This is a genomic window from Ollibium composti (genome assembly GCF_004801285.1).
Lineage (GTDB): Bacteria > Pseudomonadota > Alphaproteobacteria > Rhizobiales > Rhizobiaceae > Mesorhizobium > Mesorhizobium composti.
Genome location: NZ_SSNY01000006.1, coordinates 135834 through 155702, shown reverse-complemented (window position 1 = coordinate 155702; position 19869 = coordinate 135834). Strand labels below are relative to the sequence as shown.

Below are 19869 nucleotides of genomic sequence, written 5' to 3'. Positions count from 1 at the left end.
TCTCAATACTTGATCCAGGTCGTCTTCAGTGCCGTGTACTTGTCGAAGGCGTGCAGCGACAGGTCGCGGCCGAAGCCCGATTGCTTGAATCCGCCGAAGGGTGTCATCGGGCTCAAGGCATCCACGGTGTTGACCGAAACCGTGCCGGCTCTCAGCCGCTCGGCGATGCGGTGGGCGCGCGACAGGCTGTCCGTCCACACGGATGCGGCCAGCCCGTAGACGCTGTCGTTGGCGATGCGGATGGCCTCGTCCTCGTCGTCGAAGGCGACGACGGCAAGCACCGGGCCGAAGATCTCGTCGCGGGCCAGCACGTCGTTCGGCGCGACGTCGTCGAAGATGGTCGGCCGCACGAAGCTGCCGCGCCCGTTGACGCTGACCTGGTCGCCGCCGGCAACCAGCCGCGCCGTCTTCCGGCCGGCCTCGATGAAGCGCATGACGTTGGCGGTGTGGCCGGCGTCGACCATGGCCCCCATCTTCGAGGCCGGGTCGAGAGGATCGCCGGGCTGCATGCTTGCGGCGCGCTGCACCAGCTTGTCGACCAGCGCGTCCTTGACGCTCCGCTGCACGAGCAGGCGCGAGTTCGCCGAGCAGACCTCGCCCTGGTTGAAGAAGATGCCGAAGGCCGCCATGTCGGCCGCCGCATCGAGATCGCTGCAATCGGCGAAGACCAGGTTGGGGCTCTTGCCGCCCGTCTCCAGCCAGACCTGCTTCATGTTCGACTGCCCGGAATATTGCAGGAACATCTTGCCCACGGCCGTCGAGCCGGTGAAGGCGAGGCAGTCGACGTCCATATGGCGGCCGAGCGCCTGGCCGGCGGTTTCGCCGAGCCCCGGCACGACGTTGAGGACGCCGGCGGGCAGTCCCGCCTCCATGGCGAGTTCCGCCAGCCTGAGCGCCGAGAAGGGCGACTGCTCGGCCGGCTTCAGCACCACCGAATTGCCGGCGGCGAGCGCCGGCGCGCATTTCCATGTCGCCATGTCGAGCGGGAAGTTCCACGGCACAACGGCACCGACGACGCCGAGCGGCTCGCGGCGCACAAGGGCAAGATTGCCGGTGCCAGTCGGGGCGACCTCGTCGTAGAGCTTGTCGATGGCCTCCGCGTACCACTGGAAGATCGCCGCCGAGCCCGGCACGTCGACGGTCGCGGCGTCGTTGACCAGCTTGCCCATGTCGAGCGACTCCAGGAGCGCCAGCTCATGCAGGTTTTCGCGCAGCAGTGCTGCGAGCCGCAGAAGCACCTCCTTGCGGTGCGCTGGCGCGGCGCGCGACCAGACGCCGCTTTCGAAGCTGCGCCGCGCCGCGGCGACGGCAAGGTCGATGTCCTCCTCGCCGCAGGAGGCGACTTCCGCCAAGGTCCCGCCGGTTGCCGGGTTGATGCTGGCGAAGGTGCGGCCCGAGCGCGCGGCGACCGGTTTGCCGTCGATGAAGGCCTTGTCGCGAAAGCGGATCGCCGCCGCCTTGCCGATCCAGTCCTTATGGCCGAGTTCGCTCATGACGGCTCCTGCTCGCTTGGTGTCGTCGGCTATTCGTCGCCGGGCACGCCGTAGCTCGGCGCGTCGGAGGGATTGAGGGCGCGGGTCACGTAGGCGTCGAGCTGCGGCTTGTAGATCTCCCAGATCGTCGCCAGTTCCTCGATCGGGCAGCCCTCGGTCCAGTCGCAGCGCAGGTCGGCGACCGGCCAGGCGACGTCCCGCACCAGCTTCATGCCGGCCGAGCGCACCGGGCCGGCCTCGCCGCCGGCCTTCAGCGCGGCACGCATGGTGGCGACGATGCGGTCGCCGAGATGGCCTTCGGAGGCGAGGAACGCCTCGACCATGGCTTGCGGCACGCCGTCATGGGCAAGCAGGTTGCCGCCGCAGGCGACGTTTTCCGCCCGCGCCTCGGCCCAGGTGCCGAGCGCCTTCGGGCCGGAATGAATGGCGCTGATGCCGTTCGCGTCGACCGCCAGCACCTGCCGGTATTCGGGATAGGCGCCGGTGCGTTTCAGGATGGCGACGGCCTCGGTGGCGGACGCGCCGCGCGCCATCAGCTCCAGCCCGCGCGTCCCCAGCGTCGGGTCGGTGACGTTCTGGCTGGCGACGGCACCGACTTTCGCCTGCGCATAGGCGCAGCGCGCCGCAACCGCCGGCGAGGAGGAGGAAACGGCGACACCGAACATGCCGGTCTTGGCGCAGCGCGCGACGATCGAGAAGGTCATGGCGCTCAGTCCGGAATGACGGCCGTGCCGTCGATCTCGACCAGCCAGTTGGGACGGGCGAGCGCGGTCACCACCAGCCCGGTTGAGACGGGATGCACGCCTTTGATGTATTCGCCCATGGTGCGGTAGACCGCCTCGCGGTGGCGCACGTCGGTGATGTAGACCACCACCTTGACCAGGTGTTCCATCTTGCCGCCGGCTTCCTCGATGAGCTGCCTGATGTTCTGCATGACCTTGTGGGTCTGCTCGACCGGATCGTGGCTGCCGATGTCCTTTGCGGTGTCGAGGTCCTGCGGACACTGGCCGCGCAGGAAGATCGTCGTGCCGCGCGCCACCACCGCCTGGCACAAGTCGTTGTCCAGCTTCTGCTCGGGATAGGTGTCCTTGGTGTTGAACTTGCGGATTCTCGTATGCGCCATGGTGCTCTCCGTCGGGGTGGATCGGGCACGCGCCGTTCTGCGCATGCCCGTGAAAGGGTTTCGGCTCGCCTTGCCGCTCAGCCGTTCGCGGCGCGGGCCAGGTCTGCGTCCTTGCGGTTCGCGGCCGCGTGATAGGCCAGATACTTGCCCTGCGTGGAAATGCGGTCGGCGAGGTGCTTGGCGTCGTGCCAGACGCCCCAGATGAAGCTGGAGCCCCGGCGCGACTGCCACGGCAGGCCGAGGAAATAGATGCCGGGCTCGGCCGAGACGCCGCGCTGGTGTTTCGGCCGGCCCTTCTCGTCGAAGGCGTCGACCTTCAGCCAGCCGTAGTCGACCGCGTAACCGGTCGCCCAGATGATCGAGGTGATGCCGGCCTCCTTGATGTCGAGTTCGAGGATGGGGTTCTTCAGGCAGTCCGGATCCGGCCCGATCGTGCGTGCCTCGGGTTCCTCCGGCAGGTCGATGCCGTTGCGGGCGACATAGGCGTCGGCCTCGTCGAGCAGCGACATCAGGTTGGCGTCGCCGCGCGCGACGTTTTTGCCAAGGTCGGGCGCAAAGCGCATCAAGCCGTCCTTGTAGGATTCGGTGAGGCCGACGAGCGTCATTCCCTGCTGAGCCAGGCGGCGGAAGTCGATCGTCTCGCCGCCGCGCGCGCCGCTCACGGCGATCGTCACATGCTCGGTGCCGGGACCTGGTGTCTCCATGTCCCATTTGCCGAGCACGCCCAGCCACCAGCAGAAGTCACGCCCGCGATAGGCGCGGGGCGGGCGGTCGTGGGGTCCGACTGACAGATAGACGCGCTTGCCGGCGCGCAGCAATTCGTCGGCGATCTGCACGCCCGAGGACCCGGCGCCGACCACCAGCACGGCACCCTCGGGCAACTGGCCGGGATTGCGGTAGTTGTTGGAGTGCATCTGCATCAGGCCCGCCGTCTCGGGAACGAGGTTCGGCCAGACGGGGCGCTGGAACGGCCCGGTGGCGGCGACGACGTTGCGCGCCTCGATCACGCCCTGCGAAGTCTCGACGCGGAAGCCGGCGCGGCCGACGTTGCGGCGCACCTCCTTCACCTCCACGCCGCAGCGGATGGGCGCGCCGATCTTTTCGGCATAAGCAACGAAATAGTCCGCCACCTCTTCCTTCGGCGCGAAGCCGTCGGCATCGGTGCGGGGGAACTCCATGCCTGGGAAGCGGTCGTGCCAGGCCGGGCCGTTGGCGACCAGCGAATCCCACCGCTCGGAGCGCCACCGCTCGGCGATGCGGTGCCGTTCGAGCACGAGATGGGGCACGCCGCACTTGCTCAGGTGCTCGCTCATGGCCACACCCGCCTGGCCAGCGCCGACAACGAGCGTGTCTACCGTTTCAACCGACATGTCTGCGTCCTTTTCTGGCTCCCCGCGAAGCGTAGCGGGGCGGCGGAGGTCTGCTTGCTGGTTTACCGGAGGGGCCGGACGGCGAAAATTACGATTTCACGTGTCAGTGGTTAGCCTGTCCCTAAATGCCGGCCGGAGCGAAAATCCCGGTCCGGACTAAAGGTAGAGGCTGCGCGCCGTCCTCGACGCCAGAAGCTCCCTGGCCGGTCCCTCCTGCGCCACCTTGCCCTTGACCAGCACGTAGCCGCGGTCGGCGATGCCGAGCCCCATTTCGGCGTTCTGCTCGATCAGAAGCACGGTGGTACCGTGGCGGTGGATTTCCTGCGTGATCTCGAAATATTCGCCGATCAGCTTGGGCGACAGGCCGAGCGACGGCTCGTCCATCACCACCATCTTCGGCTCGCCGATCAGCGCGCGTGCCAGCGCCACCATTGCCTGCTCGCCGCCCGAGAGCGTGCCCGCCGCCTGGCGCAGCCGCTCGCGGATGCGCGGGAACAGCGCGCACATCTTTTCCAGTTGGGGCTCGAAATCGGGTCCCCTGCCGGAAACGGCGTCGTAGCCGAGGCGCAGGTTCTCCTGCACGGTCAGGCCGGGGAACAGCCGCCGCCCTTCCGGCACGAGACCGACGCCGAGCGCTGCAAGGTTTTCCGTGCCGAGCGCGGCGATGTCCTTGCCCATCACCTCGACCTTGCCGCGCTGCGCCTTGACGACGCCGCACACGGTCATGAAGGTCGTCGTCTTGCCGGCGCCATTGGGGCCGAGCAGGCAGACCAGTTCACCGGGCCTGACGCTGATGGTGACGCCGCGCAGCATCGGCACCGCGCCATAGGCGGTGTCCACGTCCTTCAGCTCAAGCATCGGCCGCCGCCTTTCCGAGATAGGCTTCCTGGACACGCGGATCGCTGCGGACAGTGGCGAAGCTGCCTTCGGCGATCTTGCTGCCGTAGTCGATGCACATGACGTTGTCGGGGAAGGCCTCGACCACCCGCATGTCGTGCTCGATCAGGATCACCGCCAGCTCCGGATTTTCCACCCGCAGCCGCCTGATGTCGGCGACCAGGGCGTCCGTCTCTGTTTCGTCCATGCCGACGGAAGGCTCGTCGAGCAAAAGCAGCTTCGGTTCGGAGGCCAGCGCGCGGGCGATCTCCAGCCGCCGCCGGTCGGCCTGCGCCAGCGCGCCGGCAGGGCGGTAGCGCTGGTCGTAGAGGTCGCCGGAGCCGGCCTTGAGCAGCGCCTCGGCCTTGGCGACGCAGGCGGCCATCTCGCGCTTCGATGCCGCGGGACGGAACAGCGCGTCGAGCACACCGGTGCGGGTGCGCGTGTGCATGCCGATGATGACATTGTCGAGCACGCTGAGGTCGCCGAACAGGCGCGACGACTGGAAGGTGCGGGCGATGCCGCGCTCGACGACGTCGTAGGCGGGCTTGCCGGTGATCTCGGCGCCGGCGAACGTCACCGTGCCGGCGGTCGGCTTGTAGACGCCGGTAATGACGTTGAACAGCGTCGACTTGCCGGCACCGTTCGGGCCGATCACCGAAAGCACCGCGCCCTTCGCCAGCGAGAAGCCGACGTTGTTGACCGCCACCAGCCCGCCGAAGCGCATGGTGACGCCCTCGACCGTCAGAAGCGCGCTCACGAACGGCCTCCGTAGCTGCGCATGCGCTGCGGGAACAGGCCCTGCGGCCGGATCATCAGGAAGCCGATGATGACGACGCCGAAGAACAGCAGCCGGTAGTCGGAGAAGGCGCGCAGCTTTTCCGGCAGGATGGTGAGCAGGAAGGCGCCGACGATGACGCCGAAGATGTTGTCCATGCCGCCGACGATGACCATCGTCATGATGGTGACGGAGACGAGGAAGGTGAAGTTGTCGGGCGAGATGTAGGAGACATAGAAGGCGTAGATGGTGCCGGCGAAGGCGGCGAGGAAGGCATCGACCGCGAAGGCCAGCACCTTGAACCAGGCGACGTTGATGCCTTGCGCCCGCGCCGCGATCTCGTCGGCGCGCAGCGCGTTCCAGGCAAGTCCGATGCGCGAGCCGTGCAGCCGGTGCGCGGTGACGATGGCCACCACCACCAGTGCCGCCGAGAGATAGTAGAAATTGGCCTGGCTGGGTAGCTTGTGGCCGAAGATCACCAGTGGGTCGGCGAAGGAATGGCCGAACAGGCTTGGCGCCGGAATGCCGACCAGCCCGTTGGGGCCACCGGTGAAATCGAAATTGTTGAGAAGCTGCTGCACCACGACGCCGAAGGCGATGGTGACCAGCGCGAGATAGGTGTCGCGCGTCCGCATCGAGGGGATGCCGATGACGAAGCCGAACAGCGTCGCGGCCAGCGCCGCGAGCGGCAGCGTCAGCCAGAAGCTCAGGCCGAAGTTGATGGCGAGCAGCGCCGAGACATAGGCGCCGATGCCGTAGGAGGCGCCGGTGGCGAAATTGGGAATATTGGCGCTGCCGAGCTGGAAGTTGAGCGCCAGCGCCAGCACGGCGTAGAGCTGCGCCACGATCAGAAGGTGCAGCATGTAGGTGTTGGAGCCGACGGCGAACGGAAACGCCACGACCACCACGGCCGCCACCGCGATAGTGAGAAGCGGCAGGCTGGCGAGGCTCGCCCTGGCGAACTCCGCGACCTGCGGGAATTTTTCCAGAAGAGTGAAGCCAAGCCCGAGCACGGCGAGCAGGCCAACGACCTGCCAGCCGCCGTCGGCCTTCAGCAGGAAATAGAGGAACGCCGCGCCGCCGAGTTGCGAGAGGACGACGAAGGCGGCGGCCGCCGCCTTGCTTGGCGTTGCCGGGGAAGCCGCGACGGCGGAAGCTTCGGCCTGCATGCTACACCTTTTCCATGAGGGGGCGGCCGAGCAGGCCGGCGGGGCGGAAGACCAGCACCACGATGACGAGCACGAAGACGAAGACGAGGCGGTAGGAGGCGCCGTCCGGCACGAAGGTCTGCGCCAGCACCTCGATGCCGGCGATGATGAGGCCGCCGAGGATGGCGCCCGGCATCGAACCCAGGCCGCCGATCACCGCCGCCGAAAAGCCGAGCAGGCCGGCCATGATGCCGAAATCGAAGCGCGTCACCCCGGCATAGCTGGCGAACAGCAACCCGGCGATGGCGCCGATGGCGGAGGCGATGAAGAAGGTGGCGCGAAAGACGCGCCCGTCGCGGATGCCCATCATGCGCGCCACCACCCGGTCCTCGGAGGCGGCCCGGATGCGCAGGCCGAGCGGCGTCATGCGCAGGAAGACGAACAGCAATCCGATCAAAACGACGGTCAGCACCGTCACCAGCAGCGCGAACCAGTTCACCGGCACGCCGGCGATCTCGAAGGCGACGCCCGAGACCAGTCGCGGGAAGGCATGCGGGTTCGAGCCTTCCGGATAGAGGTGGCGGATCGATTCGCGGATGACGATGCCGAGCGCTACCGTCGACACCAGCGCCATCATCGCCGGCGCGTCGCGGAACTGGCGGATGACGACCCGGTCAAGGACGACGCCGATGAGGCCGACGGCGAGGATCGCGATGACCAGCGCGAGAACCAGCCAGGTCGGACTCGTCGCGCCGAAGGCGGTCGCCAGCGCCAGGCAGATGAAGGGCGCCGTCATGGCGACGTCGCCATGCGAGAAGTGGATGACGTTGAGGACACCGAAGATCAGGCTGAAGCCGATCGCCAGCAGCGCATAGATGCAGCCGAGGGTGATCCAGTTCAGGCCTTGCTGGATGAGCAGTTCCGCCATGCGCCACATTTCCGATTGGAGCCGGCAGGAATACCAGCCGTGCATACGGGCGCACATAATGAATCTCCGAAGTCACGGATCGCAATTTCCGAATTTCGCATCCCCGCGCCCGCCCATACTTTAGCGTCAACCGACATTCGGGATCGGACGGGCCGCTACGCTGGCGGCGATAATCTAAAAAGAGGTGGAACTATGCAGAACCGGAGAACCGTGTTCATTCGTGTCTCGTCGATGCTGGCCGGCGCCGTGCTCGCCGTCTCGCTGGGCGTTGCCCAGGCCCGAGCCGACCAGATCAAGCTCGGCTTCATCGGGCCGCTTTCGGGCGGCAACGCCCAGCAGGGGCTCGGCGCCCGCAACGGTTTCCTGCTCGCCATCGACCAGGCCAACGAAAGCGGCTACCCGCATCAGGTGGAAGCCGTCGTGCTCGACGACGCTTCCGATCCCGCCGTCGGCGTCTCGGCCGCGCAGAAACTGATCAACGATCCGGCCGTCGTCGCCGCGACCGGCCACTGGAACAGCCCTGTGGCCTTGGCGACGATGCCGATCTTCAACCGCGCGCAGATGCCCTTCATCGTCTGGGGCGCGGTCAGCCCGAAAATCACCGACCAGAACATGCCCAACGTCACGCGGGTGACGCCGACCCTCGTCAATGAGAACAAGCCGCTCGCCGACGCGATCGCCAAGGAGGGCAAGGTCAAGAAGATCGCCATCATTTCCGACACCACCGACTATGGCGCGGCCAACACCAAGTGGTTCGGCGACTTCTTCAAGGCCGCCGGCGGCGAGATCGTCTTTTCCGACGCGGCGGCGGTCGGCACCACCGATTTCCGCGCCATGCTGACGACGGCCAAGGCGGCGTCGCCCGACGCCGTCTATTTCGGCGGCGTGGTGACCGAAGCAGCTTTGGTGCGCAGCCAGATGGCCGATCTCGGCATGGGCTCGCTACCGATGTACGGCATTTCCGGCATCTACGATCCGAAGTTCATCGAGATCGCCGGCAAGGCGGCCGAAGGCACCATCGTCGGCATCCCGGCGGACCAGAACAACCCCAAGCTCGACGCCTTCTACAAGGCCTATGAAGCCAAGAAGTATGCCGAGCCGGCCGGCTCCTATGCGAAATACGCCTATGAGGCCGCCCAGATCCTGCTCGAGGCGATCAAGGAAAAGGGCATCGAGGACAAGGAGGCGCTGAGCAAGGCAATCCGCGAGATGCATCACGACGGCATCCTCGGCAACATCTCCTTCGACGAGAACGGCCAGATCGAGATGAACGTCGTCATCGACACCTACGCCGTCAAGGACGGCAAGTGGGTCAAGCAATAACCTGCCAGCAACCGAAGCCGCGCCGCCCGATAGGGCGGTGCGGTCCGTTTTTCGGGGCCGCACCTCTTGGGCGATCCCATCCCTGTCGGGGGCAACCGCATGGACAACAACGGCTCGTCTGAGCAGGCCAAGGCCGTCGAGATCAGGGGCGTGTCGAAGAGCTTCGGCAGCTATCAGGCGCTGAAGCCGGTCACCTTCGACATCCGCGAGAACGAGTTCTTCACGTTGTTGGGGCCTTCGGGCTGCGGCAAGACAACCTTGCTGCGCATGATCGCCGGCTTCGAACAACCTTCCGGCGGCGAGATCCTGCTGCGCGGCGCCGACATCAGGGGCTTGCCGCCGCACAAGCGCCGCGTCAACACGGTGTTCCAGAGCTACGCGCTGTTTCCGCACATGACGCTCAGCCAGAACGTCGCCTTCGGGCTGGAAAACCTCGGCTGGGCGAAGGAGCGCCGCGAGGCGCGCGTCGCCGACATGCTGCGTCTCGTGCACATGGAGCAGTTCGCGGCACGCAGGCCGCAGCAGCTCTCGGGCGGCCAGCGCCAGCGCATCGCGCTTGCAAGGGCGCTGGCCCCAGAGCCGGAAGTGCTGCTGCTCGACGAGCCGCTGTCGGCGCTGGACCTCAAGCTCAGGCAGGCGATGCGCGACGAGTTGCGCACGCTGCAGCGCCAGACCGGCATCACCTTCGTCTTCGTCACCCACGATCAGGAAGAAGCGCTGGACATGTCGGACCGCATCTGCGTGCTCGGCGACGGCGAGATCCAGCAGATCGGCACGCCGGCCGCAATCTACGAGGAGCCGTCCAACCGCTTCGTCGCCGACTTCATCGGCGAAACCAACTTCCTGGAAGCCGGCGTCCTTTCCGTGGACGGCGACAACGCAACGGTCTCGACGCCGCTCGGCGTGACGCTCAGCGCGCCGCAGAAGCGGGCGGCGGTAGGCGGGCAGGCCTGGATGTCGATCCGTCCGGAAAAGATCAGCCTGCCGGCGCGGCCCGGCCAGATCGCTGTCGACGGCACCATCGAGGGCGCCAACTATCTCGGCGGCTACACCTACTATGTCGTCGATACGGGTGCCGCGAAGCTGCGCGTCTCCAAGCGCAACGCCGCTTCGCGCGGCCGCATGTTCGAAGTCGGCCAGCCGATCAAGGTGAGCTTCGCCGCCGAATCCGTTAGGATCCTGGGAGCATGAACGCCGAGGCGAGAAACGCCCGCTGGAACGTGCTCGGCCTGCTGCCGGCGCAACTGATCATGCTCGCCACGCTGATCGTGCCGGTCGGCATCATCGTCCTGGTGTCGTTCTCGACGCGCGGCCCCTATGGCGGCTTCGACTATGTCTTCACCACCGCGCCCTACCGGCAGATCCTGTTCAACGAGGGCTGGACCGGCGAGCTGGAGTTCAACCCGCAATATCTGATCGTCGTCGCCCGGACCATGATCCTGGCCGCGGCGACCACCTTCATCTGCCTGCTCCTGTCGTTTCCGGTGGCCTATTTCATCTCGCTGCAGAAGGCGACGGCGAAGATGCTTTTGATCTATCTGGTCACGCTGCCCTTCTGGGTGTCGATGATCGTGCGCGTCTATTCCTGGATCATCATCCTCGGCAACGACGGCGTCATCGCCAAGACCCTGCACGCGCTGGGACTGGTCGATAACATGGGCAGTCTGCTGTTCACCGACACGGCCATGCTGATCGGCCTCGTCTACTCCTATATTCCGCTGATGATCCTGCCGATCTTCGCCTCGATCGAAAAGCTCGATCCGGCGCTGGTCGAGGCCTCGCACGATCTCTATGGAAGCCGGCTGACGACCTTGCGCAGGGTCATCCTGCCGCTCTGCCGGCCGGGCATGATGGCCGGCTCCATCCTGGTTTTCGTGCCCTGCCTGGGTGCGGTGCTGGAGCCGATCCTGCTCGGCGGCGGCAAGACGATGATGATGGGCAACCTCATCCAGCTGCAGTTCGGCGCCGCCCGCAACTGGCCGCTGGGCGCCGCCATCTCCATCGTGCTGATGGCGGCCGTGCTCGTCTTCCTCGTCTGGCGCGGCCTGCGTGCGATCCGCAGGGAAAGAGCGGAGGCGGCGGCATGAGCGGCAATTCGGACGTGCGGCGCTATCCCGGCTTCGGCCCGCTGAGTGTGCTGTTCTTCGTCTATCTCTACCTGCCGATCGCGGTGGTGGTGTTCTATTCCTTCAACGCCAACCGCATCGTCGCCAACTGGGGCGGCTTCTCGCTGCACTGGTATTCGACCGCCCTGTCGAACGCGGCCCTCGTCGGCGCGGTCAAGACGTCGCTGCTGGTCGCCGCCGTCGCCACCACCCTGTCGATCGTCGTTGCGCTGATGGCCGCCCTTGTGATCGTCCGCGGCAGGCAAGTGCGTTTCCGCCGCGCCTCCGAGACCATCGTCAACCTGCCGCTGCTGCTGCCGGAGATCGTCGTCGCCGTCGCCGTGCTGATCCTGTTTTCCGAGCTCGGCCTGACCAGCGGCCTGCTGAAGCTGATGATTGCCCACACCACCTTCTGCATCCCCTTCGCCTTCCTGCCCATCCGCGCGCGCCTGCAAGGCATGGACGCCGACCTGGAGGAGGCGGCGCGCGATCTCTACGCGTCCGGCTGGGTGGCGTTCCGGCGCGTGACGCTGCCGCTGATCATGCCGGGCGTATTCAGCGGGGCGATGCTCGCCTTCGTCATCTCGATGGACGATTTCATCACCAGCAACCTGTTGAATTCCGGCGGCGCCACCACCTTGCCGGTCTACATCTTCTCGCTGATAAAGCAGGGCGTGTCGCCGCAGCTCAACGCCATATCGACGCTGATCATGATCGTCTCCGTCGTCCTGGCGACGGTCGCCTTCCTGGTGCAGCGCCGGCGTTGAGGAGCGAGCTTTTTCCTAAGCAGCGCGTCGGGCAATTCAAATTTATCGATGCAAGGCGTTTGCTATCGTCCCCTCCGGGACAAGAACTTCCAGGGGAAAACCATGACCAGAAAAACCTCCATCTCGTTGCTCGCGGCCGTTGCGGCGGCAGGCCTCGCCTTTGCCGGATCGGCGCGGGCCGACGGCAGCCTCTCGATCTATGCCTGGGCGGATTCGATCTCGCCCGACATGGTGGCGAAGTTCGAGAAGGAAACCGGCATCAAGGTCACCGTCGATGCCTTCTCCTCCAACGAGGACCTTCTGACCAAGCTGCAGGCCGGTTCGTCCGGCTACGACATCGTCACGCCCTCGCAGCATTTCGTGAAGATCATGGTCGACAGCGGCCTGCTGGAGGACATCGGCGCGTCCTCGCTGCCGTCCTTCGAGCGCATCCTGCCGGACTGGCAGAAGCAGTGGTGGGACCCTACCGGCAACTATTCGGTGCCGCTCGCTTTCGGCAATGCCGGCTTCACCGTCAACCGCGACCTCTACAAGGGGCCGGTCGATAGTTGGAAGGTCTATTTCGAGCCGTCCGACGAGTTGAAGGGCAAGATCGCCAGCCTGGCGCAGCCGGACGAGGTGATCCCGGCGGCTGAAAACTATCTCGGCATCCCCTATTGCAGCGAGGACCCGCAGGAGATGAAGAAGGTGCTGGACCTCCTGCAGGCCCAGAAGCCCTTCGTTGCCGCCTATTCCAGCGACAACATCGAGAACCGCGTCGGCAGCGGCGAGGTGGCGGCGCATTTCTGGTGGGACGGCAACACCATGCGCCTGCGCCGCAACGACCATGCCAACGTCGAATATGCGATGCCGAAGGAAGGGCTGGTCGGCTGGCTGGATTCCTATGCCGTGCCGAAGGGCGCGGCCAATCTCGACAACGCCAAGAAGTTCATCGACTTCATGACCCAGCTCGACAACGCCACCGAGCAGTACAACTATTACGGCCATTCCTCGCCGATCAAGGTCGATCCGGCCAAGGCGCTCTACAACAAGGAGAACGCGCCTGAGCTGTTCCCAACGGTGCCGGTCAAGATGGGGCAGGCCTGTTCGCCGGCGGCGCAGGAACTCGTCACCAAGGTCTGGACGCAGCTTCTGCAATAGCGCGTGTCGGCCAGGATCGTCCGCGCTCCCGGCTTCTGCCTAGGCGAAGCATCGAACTGGTGAGGGCCGGGTGCCAAGCGATAGCTATGACTATATCGTCGTCGGCGCGGGGTCGGCCGGCTGCGTGCTGGCCAACCGCCTCAGCGCCGATCCGGCCGCGCGCGTCTGCCTGATCGAGGCGGGCGGCAGCGACGACAGCCTGCGCGTCAGGGTCCCGGCCGGCATCCTGTCGCTCTACGGCAATCCGAACTACGACTACTGCTATTTCGGCGTGCCGCAGCCGCAGCTGAACAACCGCTCCATACCGGTCAACCGCGGCAAGGCGTTGGGCGGCTCGTCGTCGATCAATTCGATGGTCTATATCCGCGGCGCGGCACAGGACTACGACGAATGGGCCGGGCTCGGCTGCGCCGGCTGGGCCTATGACGACGTGCTGCCCGTGTTCAAGAAGCTGGAGCGCAACCTGCTCGGCCAGGATCCGCGCTTCCACGGCACCGGCGGCGAGCTTCTGGTCGACAACCCGCGCGACCCCAACGTGTTGTCGGCCATGTTCGTCAAGGCCGGCGCCGATGCTGGCCTTCCGGAGAATCGCGACTTCAACGCCGAGAGCCAGTTCGGGCTCGGCGTCTACAACGTCACGCAGGATCGCGGCCAGCGCTTCAGCAGCTACACCGCCTTCGTCCGGCCCGTTCTCGACCGGCCGAACCTGACCGTGCTCGGCAGCTGCGAGGTCGCCGGGATCATCGTGGCGGACGGCCGCGCGACCGGCCTGCGCGTGCGGCAGGACGGTGGCGAATGGGCGCTGACCGCCACGCGCGAGATCGTGCTGTCGTCTGGGGCGATCAACTCGCCCCAGCTGCTGCTCGCCTCCGGCATCGGACCGGCGGCGGAGCTGCGGCAGATCGGCATCGAGCCGGTGCTCGACCTGCCCGGCGTCGGCAAGAACCTGCGCGATCACGTCGACGGCATGATTACCGTGCGGTCGTCGAGCAGCCTCACGCTCGGCCTGTCGGTGCAGAACCTGCCCAGGATGCTGGCGGCGCCCTTCAGCTATTTCGCCCGGCGCAAGGGCATGCTGACTACCAATTATGTCGAGGCCGGCGGTTTTGCCCGCACGCGCTATGCCGACGGGCTCCCCGACATCCAGTTCCACTTCGTGCCGGGCTATCGCAGCCACCGTGGCCGGCTGGTCGAATACGGCCACGGCTATGCCATCCACACCTGCGTGCTGCGGCCGAAAAGCATCGGCGAAATCCGGCTTTCTGGCGGAGACGGGCGTAAGGTCCTGATCGACCATCGCTTCTTCTCCGACGAGCAGGACGCCAAAGTCCTGGTCGAGGGCATCAAGGTGGCGCGCCGGATCTTCGCTTCGCCGGTGTTCGACGCCATACGCGGCAAGGAGATGCTGCCGGGCAGGGACGTCCGCACGGACGACGAGATCCTCGCCTATCTGCGCGCCGAGGCGCTGACCGTCTACCACCCGGTCGGCACCTGCAAGATGGGCACCGACGCCATGGCGGTCGTCGATCCCGCGACGCTCAAGGTGCGCGGCATCGACGGGCTGCGCGTCGCCGATGCGTCCGTCATGCCGACGCTGATCGGCGGCAACACCAACGCCCCGTCGATGATGATCGGCCAGCGTGCCGCGGAAATGATCCTGAGCAGGTAGGCTCCGGCTCGCGCCTATTCCCGCGCCATGAATTTGAAGAATTGCAGGAACGGCTCCCGCTCGGTGGAAATGTCGAACTTTTCGCAGATACCGCGATGGTGATACGGAGCCGGCCTGTGACAGGGCCCGCACCGTGAAACGGCAGTTTCAATCTCTGGCCGAAATGCTTTAAGGAGCCATGGCAGGGAGCCCAAGCCGGCCCCACGCAGCCGAACCGAGCCAACGGAGCGCATCATGGCCGAAACACTCATCCTCGCCTCGGGCAGCCCGTTTCGCCGGGCCATGCTCGAAAACGCCGGCGTCGCGGTCGAAGCGATCCCCGCCGATCTGGACGAGCGCGCGCTCGAGGCCCCGCTGAAGGACAGTGGCGCGTCGGCGGAGGATGTCGCGTTGGTGCTGGCGGAGGCCAAGGCGGTCGCCGTTTCGGAAAAGCATCCGGGCCGGCTGGTGCTCGGTTGCGACCAGACACTGTCGCTGGGCGATGAAATCTTTCACAAGCCGGCCGACATGGAAGGCGCCCGCCGTCATCTTTTGGCGCTGTCCGGCAAGACCCATCACCTGAACAGCGCCGCCGTGCTGGCGCGCGACGGCACCGTGGTCTGGCGCCATGTCGGCGTCGCCGCGCTCACCATGCGCAAGCTCGATCCCGCCTTCATCGGCCGCCATCTGGCGCGCGTCGGCACCAGGGCGTTGCAGAGCGTCGGCGCCTACCAGATCGAAGGCGAGGGCATCCAGCTTTTCGACAAGATCGAAGGCGATTATTTCACCATCGTCGGCCTGCCGCTGCTGGCGGTGCTTGGCGAACTGCGCCGCCTCGGGGCCATCGATGGCTGAGCCGGGGAAAAGGGCCTTCGTCATCGGCCATCCGATCGCCCATTCACGCTCACCGAAGATCCACGGCCATTGGCTGGCCGCCCATGGCATCGCCGGCAGCTACGAGGCCATCGACGTTGCGCCGGCGGACCTCTCCGCCTTTCTCGCCGGTTTGCGTGGGAATGGCTTCAGCGGCGGCAACGTCACGCTTCCACACAAGGAGGCTGTATTCGCCGGAGCGGGGCGCCGCGATGAGGCGGCCGAGTTGATCGGCGCCGTCAACACCTTGTGGTTCGAGGACGGTCTTTTGACCGGTGGCAACACCGACGCCTACGGTTTTGCCGCCAACCTCGACGAATACGCCCCCGGCTGGACCGGCAACGGCGCGGCTGTCGTGCTCGGCGCCGGCGGTGCTGCGCGAGCCGTCATCCACGCGCTGAAGACGCGCGGGGCGAACAACATCCGCATCGCCAACCGCACCCTTGCCCGCGCCGAGGAACTGCGCGACCGCTTCGGCGCTGGCGTCACAGCTCATCCGCTGGAGGCCGTGCCGGAATTGCTCGGCGATGCCGGCCTGCTCGTCAACACGACCTCCGTCGGAATGGCGGGCAAGGGCAAGGAAGAACTGCCCGCCGATCCGGCGCTTCTGCCCGCCCATGCCGTCGTCACTGACATCGTCTACGTGCCGCTGGAGACGCCGCTGCTGGCTGCCGCGCGCGCTTGTGGGCTGAAGACGGTGGACGGGCTGGGCATGCTGCTTCACCAGGCCGTGCCCGGCTTCGAGCGTTGGTTCGGTGTCCGACCGAGGGTGACTCCGGAATTGCGGGCATTGGTCGTCGCCGATCTCGGGGCCGCCGCATGATCGTGCTCGGCCTCACCGGTTCAATCGGCATGGGCAAGTCGGCGACGGCGAGGATGTTTTCCGAGGCCGGCGTGCCGGTGCACGATTCCGACGAGGCGGTGCATCGGCTCTATGCCGGCAAGGCAGTGCCGCTGATCGAGGTGGCCTTTCCCGGCATGGTCGTGGATGGGGTGGTCGACCGCACTCGCCTCGCGGCCCGCGTGCTTGCCGACCCGACCGCCTTGAAAGCGCTCGAAGCCATCGTCCATCCGCTGGTGCGCGCCGACGCCGACGCTTTCGTCGCGCGCCATCGCGCCGCCGGCGCGCCGCTGGTCGTGCTCGATATCCCGCTGCTGTTCGAGACGGGCGGGCGCGGGCGCGTCGACAAGGTCGCTGTCGTCAGCGCGCCGGCCGCCGTGCAGCGCGAGCGCGTTTTGGCCCGGCCCGGCATGACGGCGGAGAAATTCGAGGCCATCCTGGCCCGGCAGGTTCCGGACGCCGAGAAGCGCCGGCAGGCGGATTTCGTCATCGACACAAGCCGGGGCTTCGACGTGACGCGCGCCGCGGTGGAACGGATCGTCGCCGCGCTGACGAGCGGGCAGCCGGCTTGACGGCTGCCGTGGACAAATCCTCATCGATCTTGCGCCCGGCAGGCCGAGACTCCATCTTGGGCCCGGAGCGATTCGATGCGTGAGATCATTTTCGACACCGAAACCACCGGCCTCGACGCCCGCGAGGACCGCATCATCGAGCTTGGCTGCGTCGAGCTGGACAACCGGTTCCCGACCGGCCGCACCTTCCATCACTACATCAATCCGCAAGGCCGCGCGATCAACCCCGAGGCGCAGGCCGTGCACGGCATCGGCGCCGAGCAGCTGGTCGGCAAGCCGACCTTCGGCGATCTGGCTGAGAAATTCCTCGCCTTCATCGACGGTGCCAAGCTGGTCGCCCACAATGCCGGCTTCGACATGGGCTTCATCAATGCCGAGTTTGCCCGCCTCGGCCATCCGGCGGTGAGTCAAGAGCGCGTGGTGGACACGCTGGCGCTGGCGCGCCGCAAGCATCCGATGGGACCGAATTCGCTCGACGCGCTGTGCCGCCGCTATGGCATCGACAACAGCCATCGCACCAAACACGGCGCGCTGCTCGATTCGGAACTGCTGGCCGAGGTCTATATCGAACTGATCGGCGGCAAGCAGGCCGCGCTTATCCTGGATAGCGCCGCCCGTCCGGACGCGATTGCCGTGCAGGCGACAGTGGAAATCGTCGTCGCTGCACGACCGGTGCCATTGGCGCCACGCCTCAGCGAGGCCGAGCGCGCTGCGCACGCCAAAATGGTCGAGACGCTGGGCGAAAAGGCGCTCTGGCTGCGGCAGTAAGGCAGAAACCCGAAACGGAGCCTTCCGCTTCTCGAACTATCGATGTCAAAGACAAAAAACCCGGCGCGAGGCCGGGTTTTTCTTTCGTCGGTCGAAGAGATGTCAGCTTGCCTTGACCTTGGAGGCTGCCTGGTCCTCGGCCAGCTTCTGCTGGAACATCTGCGCGAAATCGATCGGGTCGAGCATCAGCGGCGGGAAGCCGCCGTTGCGGGTCGCCTCGGCGATGATCTGGCGCGCAAAGGGGAACAGGAGGCGCGGGCATTCGATGAACAGCAGCGGCAGCATGTGCTCCTGCGGGAAGCCGTCAATGTTGAAGACGCCGCCATAGACCAGCTCGACGTTGAACAGCACATCCTTGTCGAACGAGGCCTTGGCGTTCAGCGTCAGGTTGACGTCGAACTGCTTGTCGGACAGCGGGTTAGCGTTGACGTTGACGTTGATGGCGATGCCGGGAGCCTTGTCGCGGCCGCGCAGCGAGTTGGGCGCGCCGGGGCTCTCGAAGGAAAGGTCCTTCACATACTGCGCCAGCACGTTGAGCGTCGGCTGCGTTCCGTTGCCGTTGGCTGCGGCGCCCGTCGGTGCTTCGTTGGTTTCGGCCATGAGCCCTTTTCCTTGTCGAACGTGGTGTATACGGGCCGAAAGACCCGGTGAATCCGGGGGTTCGCTATCACGCCCGGCCTGACAACACAAGGTTCGGCCGCTACTGTCGCCGAACGGCGGCGCTCACTCGTCGCCGAGGCGGCGCCAGGGCGAATCCGGGTTCGGCTTGCGCGAGAACTCGTCGCTGTCGAGATCGATCGTCCGTTCCGGCCGCCGGCCGGGGCCGCCCCCGCGTCCCGGCCCCATGCCGAAGCCGCCGACCACGGTGATGCGGTCCTTGAGCCGGCGCCAGGCGAGGTCGCGCACCGGCGGCAGGAACAGGAGAAGGCCGGCGATATCGGTGATGAAGCCCGGCACGATGAGCAGGATCGAGGCGACCACGATCATCACGCCATGGGCGAGATGGCGGCTGGGGTCGCGGCCGGCTTCCGTCTCGGCCCGGATGCGCGCCATGACGCCGAAACCCTGGTGGCGCAGGAGCAGGCCGCCGGCGACGGCGGACAGAAGCACCAGGCCGACCGTCGCCAGCGCGCCGATCTGACGGCCGACGACGACGAAGCCGGCGATCTCCATCAGCGGCAAAGCCAGCAGGAAAAAAGGGAGGAAGGAAATGCGCACGCTCTGTCCGCTATCGCTTGTTGTGCCGAAAGCCGCTTGCTGCCGGCGTCGAAGCCGTTAGATAGGCATATCCGGCTTTGATTTGAATGATTGTGAGCCGCGTTCTATATGCTTTGTTGAATGGACGCCATGCCGGGCGCTCCACGGATTGATTGGCGCAGAGATGGAATTTTTCGACATCGGCACGATTTTCTTCCTGGTCGCGGCGGTCGTGATCTTTTTCCAGTTGCGCAACGTGCTGGGGCGTCGCACCGGCAATGAGCGGCCGCCTTTCGATCCCTATTCCGCCCGCCGCGACGCGAAGGACGCCAAGGATGCCCCCCAGGCGCCCGAAAACGTCGTCGCCCTGCCGCGCAAGCGCCCGCCGGGCGAGCCGGCGCCCGATGCATACGCCTCCATCGATGCCGTCGCCAAGCCGGACACCGATCTCAATCGCGGCCTGCGCGCCATCAAGGATGCCGAGGCTTCCTTCGAGCCGAAGGGTTTCGTCGACGGCGCCAAGATGGCCTACGAGATGATCGTGATGGCCTATGCCGACGGTGACCGCAAGACGCTCAAGAATCTCCTGTCGCGCGAGGTCTATGACGGTTTCGTCGCGGCAATCGGCGAGCGCGAGGCGAAGTCGGAGAAGGTGCAGTCCTCCTTCGTCGGCATCGACAAGGCCGACATCGTCGCCGCCGAGATGAAGGGCTCGGAGGCGCATGTGACGCTGCGCATCGTCAGCGAGCTGATCTCGGCCACCCGCGACAAGGCCGGCACCGTCATCGACGGCGATCCCGAGACGGTCGCCGAGGTCAAGGACGTGTGGACCTTCGCACGCGATACCCGCTCGCGCGATCCCAACTGGAAACTGGTCGCCACCGAGGAAGAGGACTAGCCGGGCACAGGGGAGGGCCGC

General features: G+C 66.3%; 21 protein-coding genes. 11 read left to right on the top strand and 10 right to left on the bottom strand.

Features of this window, described 5'->3' with window-relative positions:
* Positions 1 to 2 precede the first annotated feature (2 nt).
* From E6C48_RS12095 to E6C48_RS12060, 8 genes are all read right to left on the bottom strand, one after another.
* The gene (locus E6C48_RS12095) at positions 3 to 1493 is read right to left on the bottom strand and encodes an aldehyde dehydrogenase (protein ID WP_136357502.1); all 1491 of its coding nucleotides are present in this window, start codon (positions 1491 to 1493) and stop codon (positions 3 to 5) included.
* Between the two features lie 29 nt (positions 1494 to 1522).
* The gene (locus E6C48_RS12090; protein ID WP_136357500.1) at positions 1523 to 2197 is read right to left on the bottom strand and encodes a DUF1028 domain-containing protein; all 675 of its coding nucleotides are present in this window, start codon (positions 2195 to 2197) and stop codon (positions 1523 to 1525) included.
* Positions 2198 to 2202: 5 nt separating this feature from the next.
* Positions 2203 to 2616: a RidA family protein gene (locus tag E6C48_RS12085; RefSeq protein ID WP_136357498.1), complete on the bottom strand. Its 414-nt coding sequence runs from the start codon at positions 2614 to 2616 to the stop codon at positions 2203 to 2205.
* A gap of 77 nt (positions 2617 to 2693) precedes the next feature.
* A complete protein-coding gene (locus E6C48_RS12080; RefSeq protein ID WP_136357496.1) occupies positions 2694 to 3986 on the bottom strand; it encodes a flavin-containing monooxygenase in 1293 nt (430 codons plus the stop codon).
* A gap of 156 nt (positions 3987 to 4142) precedes the next feature.
* Complete coding sequence (locus E6C48_RS12075; protein ID WP_136357494.1) at positions 4143 to 4844, bottom strand: ABC transporter ATP-binding protein; 702 nt, start codon at positions 4842 to 4844, stop codon at positions 4143 to 4145.
* Positions 4837 to 5622 carry an ABC transporter ATP-binding protein gene (locus E6C48_RS12070; RefSeq protein ID WP_230978734.1) on the bottom strand — a complete coding sequence of 262 codons (786 nt, stop codon included), beginning with the start codon at positions 5620 to 5622 and terminating at the stop codon, positions 4837 to 4839. The genes E6C48_RS12075 and E6C48_RS12070 overlap by 8 nt, the downstream gene beginning before the upstream one ends.
* Positions 5619 to 6809, bottom strand: a complete 1191-nt coding sequence (locus tag E6C48_RS12065; RefSeq protein ID WP_136357492.1) for a branched-chain amino acid ABC transporter permease — start codon at positions 6807 to 6809, stop codon at positions 5619 to 5621. The genes E6C48_RS12070 and E6C48_RS12065 overlap by 4 nt, the downstream gene beginning before the upstream one ends.
* Position 6810: 1 nt before the next feature.
* Entirely contained in the window at positions 6811 to 7716 is a 906-nt protein-coding gene (locus E6C48_RS12060; protein ID WP_136357490.1) for a branched-chain amino acid ABC transporter permease, read from the bottom strand.
* Positions 7717 to 7908: 192 nt separating this feature from the next.
* On the opposite strand from E6C48_RS12060, the gene E6C48_RS12055 reads away from it, so the two are divergent.
* The 10 genes from E6C48_RS12055 to dnaQ all read left to right on the top strand — a co-directional run bounded on the left by E6C48_RS12055 (position 7909) and on the right by dnaQ (position 17753).
* Positions 7909 to 9039 carry a branched-chain amino acid ABC transporter substrate-binding protein gene (locus tag E6C48_RS12055; RefSeq protein WP_136357488.1) on the top strand — a complete coding sequence of 377 codons (1131 nt, stop codon included), beginning with the start codon at positions 7909 to 7911 and terminating at the stop codon, positions 9037 to 9039.
* Positions 9040 to 9138: 99 nt separating this feature from the next.
* A complete protein-coding gene (locus E6C48_RS12050; RefSeq protein WP_136357486.1) occupies positions 9139 to 10230 on the top strand; it encodes an ABC transporter ATP-binding protein in 1092 nt (363 codons plus the stop codon).
* A complete protein-coding gene (locus tag E6C48_RS12045) occupies positions 10227 to 11126 on the top strand; it encodes an ABC transporter permease (RefSeq protein ID WP_136357483.1) in 900 nt (299 codons plus the stop codon). The genes E6C48_RS12050 and E6C48_RS12045 overlap by 4 nt, the downstream gene beginning before the upstream one ends.
* Entirely contained in the window at positions 11123 to 11911 is a 789-nt protein-coding gene (locus E6C48_RS12040) for an ABC transporter permease (protein ID WP_136357481.1), read from the top strand. Before E6C48_RS12045 ends, E6C48_RS12040 begins: the two co-directional genes overlap by 4 nt.
* 102 nt (positions 11912 to 12013) lie before the next feature.
* Entirely contained in the window at positions 12014 to 13051 is a 1038-nt protein-coding gene (locus E6C48_RS12035) for an extracellular solute-binding protein (RefSeq protein WP_136357480.1), read from the top strand.
* Positions 13052 to 13121: 70 nt separating this feature from the next.
* Positions 13122 to 14720, top strand: coding sequence for a GMC family oxidoreductase (locus tag E6C48_RS12030; protein ID WP_136357478.1), 1599 nt, complete (start codon positions 13122 to 13124; stop codon positions 14718 to 14720).
* 234 nt (positions 14721 to 14954) lie between these two features.
* On the top strand, positions 14955 to 15554 hold the full coding sequence (locus E6C48_RS12025; RefSeq protein WP_136357476.1) for a Maf-like protein: 600 nt from the start codon (positions 14955 to 14957) through the stop codon (positions 15552 to 15554).
* On the top strand, positions 15547 to 16395 hold the full coding sequence (locus E6C48_RS12020; RefSeq protein ID WP_136357474.1) for a shikimate dehydrogenase: 849 nt from the start codon (positions 15547 to 15549) through the stop codon (positions 16393 to 16395). Before E6C48_RS12025 ends, E6C48_RS12020 begins: the two co-directional genes overlap by 8 nt.
* Positions 16392 to 16985, top strand: a complete 594-nt coding sequence (gene coaE / locus E6C48_RS12015; protein ID WP_136357472.1) for a dephospho-CoA kinase — start codon at positions 16392 to 16394, stop codon at positions 16983 to 16985. Before E6C48_RS12020 ends, coaE begins: the two co-directional genes overlap by 4 nt.
* Before the next feature lie 75 nt (positions 16986 to 17060).
* Positions 17061 to 17753 carry a DNA polymerase III subunit epsilon gene (dnaQ, locus tag E6C48_RS12010; RefSeq protein ID WP_136357470.1) on the top strand — a complete coding sequence of 231 codons (693 nt, stop codon included), beginning with the start codon at positions 17061 to 17063 and terminating at the stop codon, positions 17751 to 17753.
* Between the two features lie 102 nt (positions 17754 to 17855).
* Here the strand turns inward: dnaQ and secB are convergent, their stop codons facing one another.
* Together secB and E6C48_RS12000 are read right to left on the bottom strand one after the other, a co-directional pair.
* Positions 17856 to 18353 (bottom strand): protein-export chaperone SecB, encoded by a 498-nt coding sequence (gene secB, locus E6C48_RS12005; protein ID WP_136357468.1) that lies wholly within the window; start codon positions 18351 to 18353, stop codon positions 17856 to 17858.
* A 123-nt stretch (positions 18354 to 18476) separates the two neighbouring features.
* Positions 18477 to 18971, bottom strand: coding sequence for an FxsA family protein (locus tag E6C48_RS12000; protein WP_136357466.1), 495 nt, complete (start codon positions 18969 to 18971; stop codon positions 18477 to 18479).
* A gap of 163 nt (positions 18972 to 19134) precedes the next feature.
* On the opposite strand from E6C48_RS12000, the gene E6C48_RS11995 reads away from it, so the two are divergent.
* The gene (locus tag E6C48_RS11995) at positions 19135 to 19848 is read left to right on the top strand and encodes a Tim44/TimA family putative adaptor protein (RefSeq protein ID WP_136357465.1); all 714 of its coding nucleotides are present in this window, start codon (positions 19135 to 19137) and stop codon (positions 19846 to 19848) included.
* The last annotated feature ends 21 nt before the right edge of the window (positions 19849 to 19869 follow it).

Bases quoted from the DNA above. Each gene is read 5' to 3' on its own strand.
- E6C48_RS12035 (WP_136357480.1), top strand. From the start codon at position 12,014: ATGACCAGAAAAACCTCCATCTCGTTGCTCGCGGCCGTTGCGGCGGCA.
- E6C48_RS12065 (WP_136357492.1), bottom strand. From the start codon at position 6,809: ATGCAGGCCGAAGCTTCCGCCGTCGCGGCTTCCCCGGCAACGCCAAGC.
- E6C48_RS12075 (WP_136357494.1), bottom strand. From the start codon at position 4,844: ATGCTTGAGCTGAAGGACGTGGACACCGCCTATGGCGCGGTGCCGATG.
- E6C48_RS12040 (WP_136357481.1), top strand. From the start codon at position 11,123: ATGAGCGGCAATTCGGACGTGCGGCGCTATCCCGGCTTCGGCCCGCTG.
- E6C48_RS12020 (WP_136357474.1), top strand. From the start codon at position 15,547: ATGGCTGAGCCGGGGAAAAGGGCCTTCGTCATCGGCCATCCGATCGCC.
- E6C48_RS12095 (WP_136357502.1), bottom strand. From the start codon at position 1,493: ATGAGCGAACTCGGCCATAAGGACTGGATCGGCAAGGCGGCGGCGATC.
- E6C48_RS12050 (WP_136357486.1), top strand. From the start codon at position 9,139: ATGGACAACAACGGCTCGTCTGAGCAGGCCAAGGCCGTCGAGATCAGG.
- E6C48_RS12085 (WP_136357498.1), bottom strand. From the start codon at position 2,616: ATGGCGCATACGAGAATCCGCAAGTTCAACACCAAGGACACCTATCCC.
- E6C48_RS12025 (WP_136357476.1), top strand. From the start codon at position 14,955: ATGGCCGAAACACTCATCCTCGCCTCGGGCAGCCCGTTTCGCCGGGCC.
- E6C48_RS11995 (WP_136357465.1), top strand. From the start codon at position 19,135: ATGGAATTTTTCGACATCGGCACGATTTTCTTCCTGGTCGCGGCGGTC.
- dnaQ (WP_136357470.1), top strand. From the start codon at position 17,061: ATGCGTGAGATCATTTTCGACACCGAAACCACCGGCCTCGACGCCCGC.
- secB (WP_136357468.1), bottom strand. From the start codon at position 18,353: ATGGCCGAAACCAACGAAGCACCGACGGGCGCCGCAGCCAACGGCAAC.
- E6C48_RS12055 (WP_136357488.1), top strand. From the start codon at position 7,909: ATGCAGAACCGGAGAACCGTGTTCATTCGTGTCTCGTCGATGCTGGCC.
- E6C48_RS12045 (WP_136357483.1), top strand. From the start codon at position 10,227: ATGAACGCCGAGGCGAGAAACGCCCGCTGGAACGTGCTCGGCCTGCTG.
- E6C48_RS12080 (WP_136357496.1), bottom strand. From the start codon at position 3,986: ATGTCGGTTGAAACGGTAGACACGCTCGTTGTCGGCGCTGGCCAGGCG.
- E6C48_RS12060 (WP_136357490.1), bottom strand. From the start codon at position 7,716: ATGGCGGAACTGCTCATCCAGCAAGGCCTGAACTGGATCACCCTCGGC.
- coaE (WP_136357472.1), top strand. From the start codon at position 16,392: ATGATCGTGCTCGGCCTCACCGGTTCAATCGGCATGGGCAAGTCGGCG.
- E6C48_RS12090 (WP_136357500.1), bottom strand. From the start codon at position 2,197: ATGACCTTCTCGATCGTCGCGCGCTGCGCCAAGACCGGCATGTTCGGT.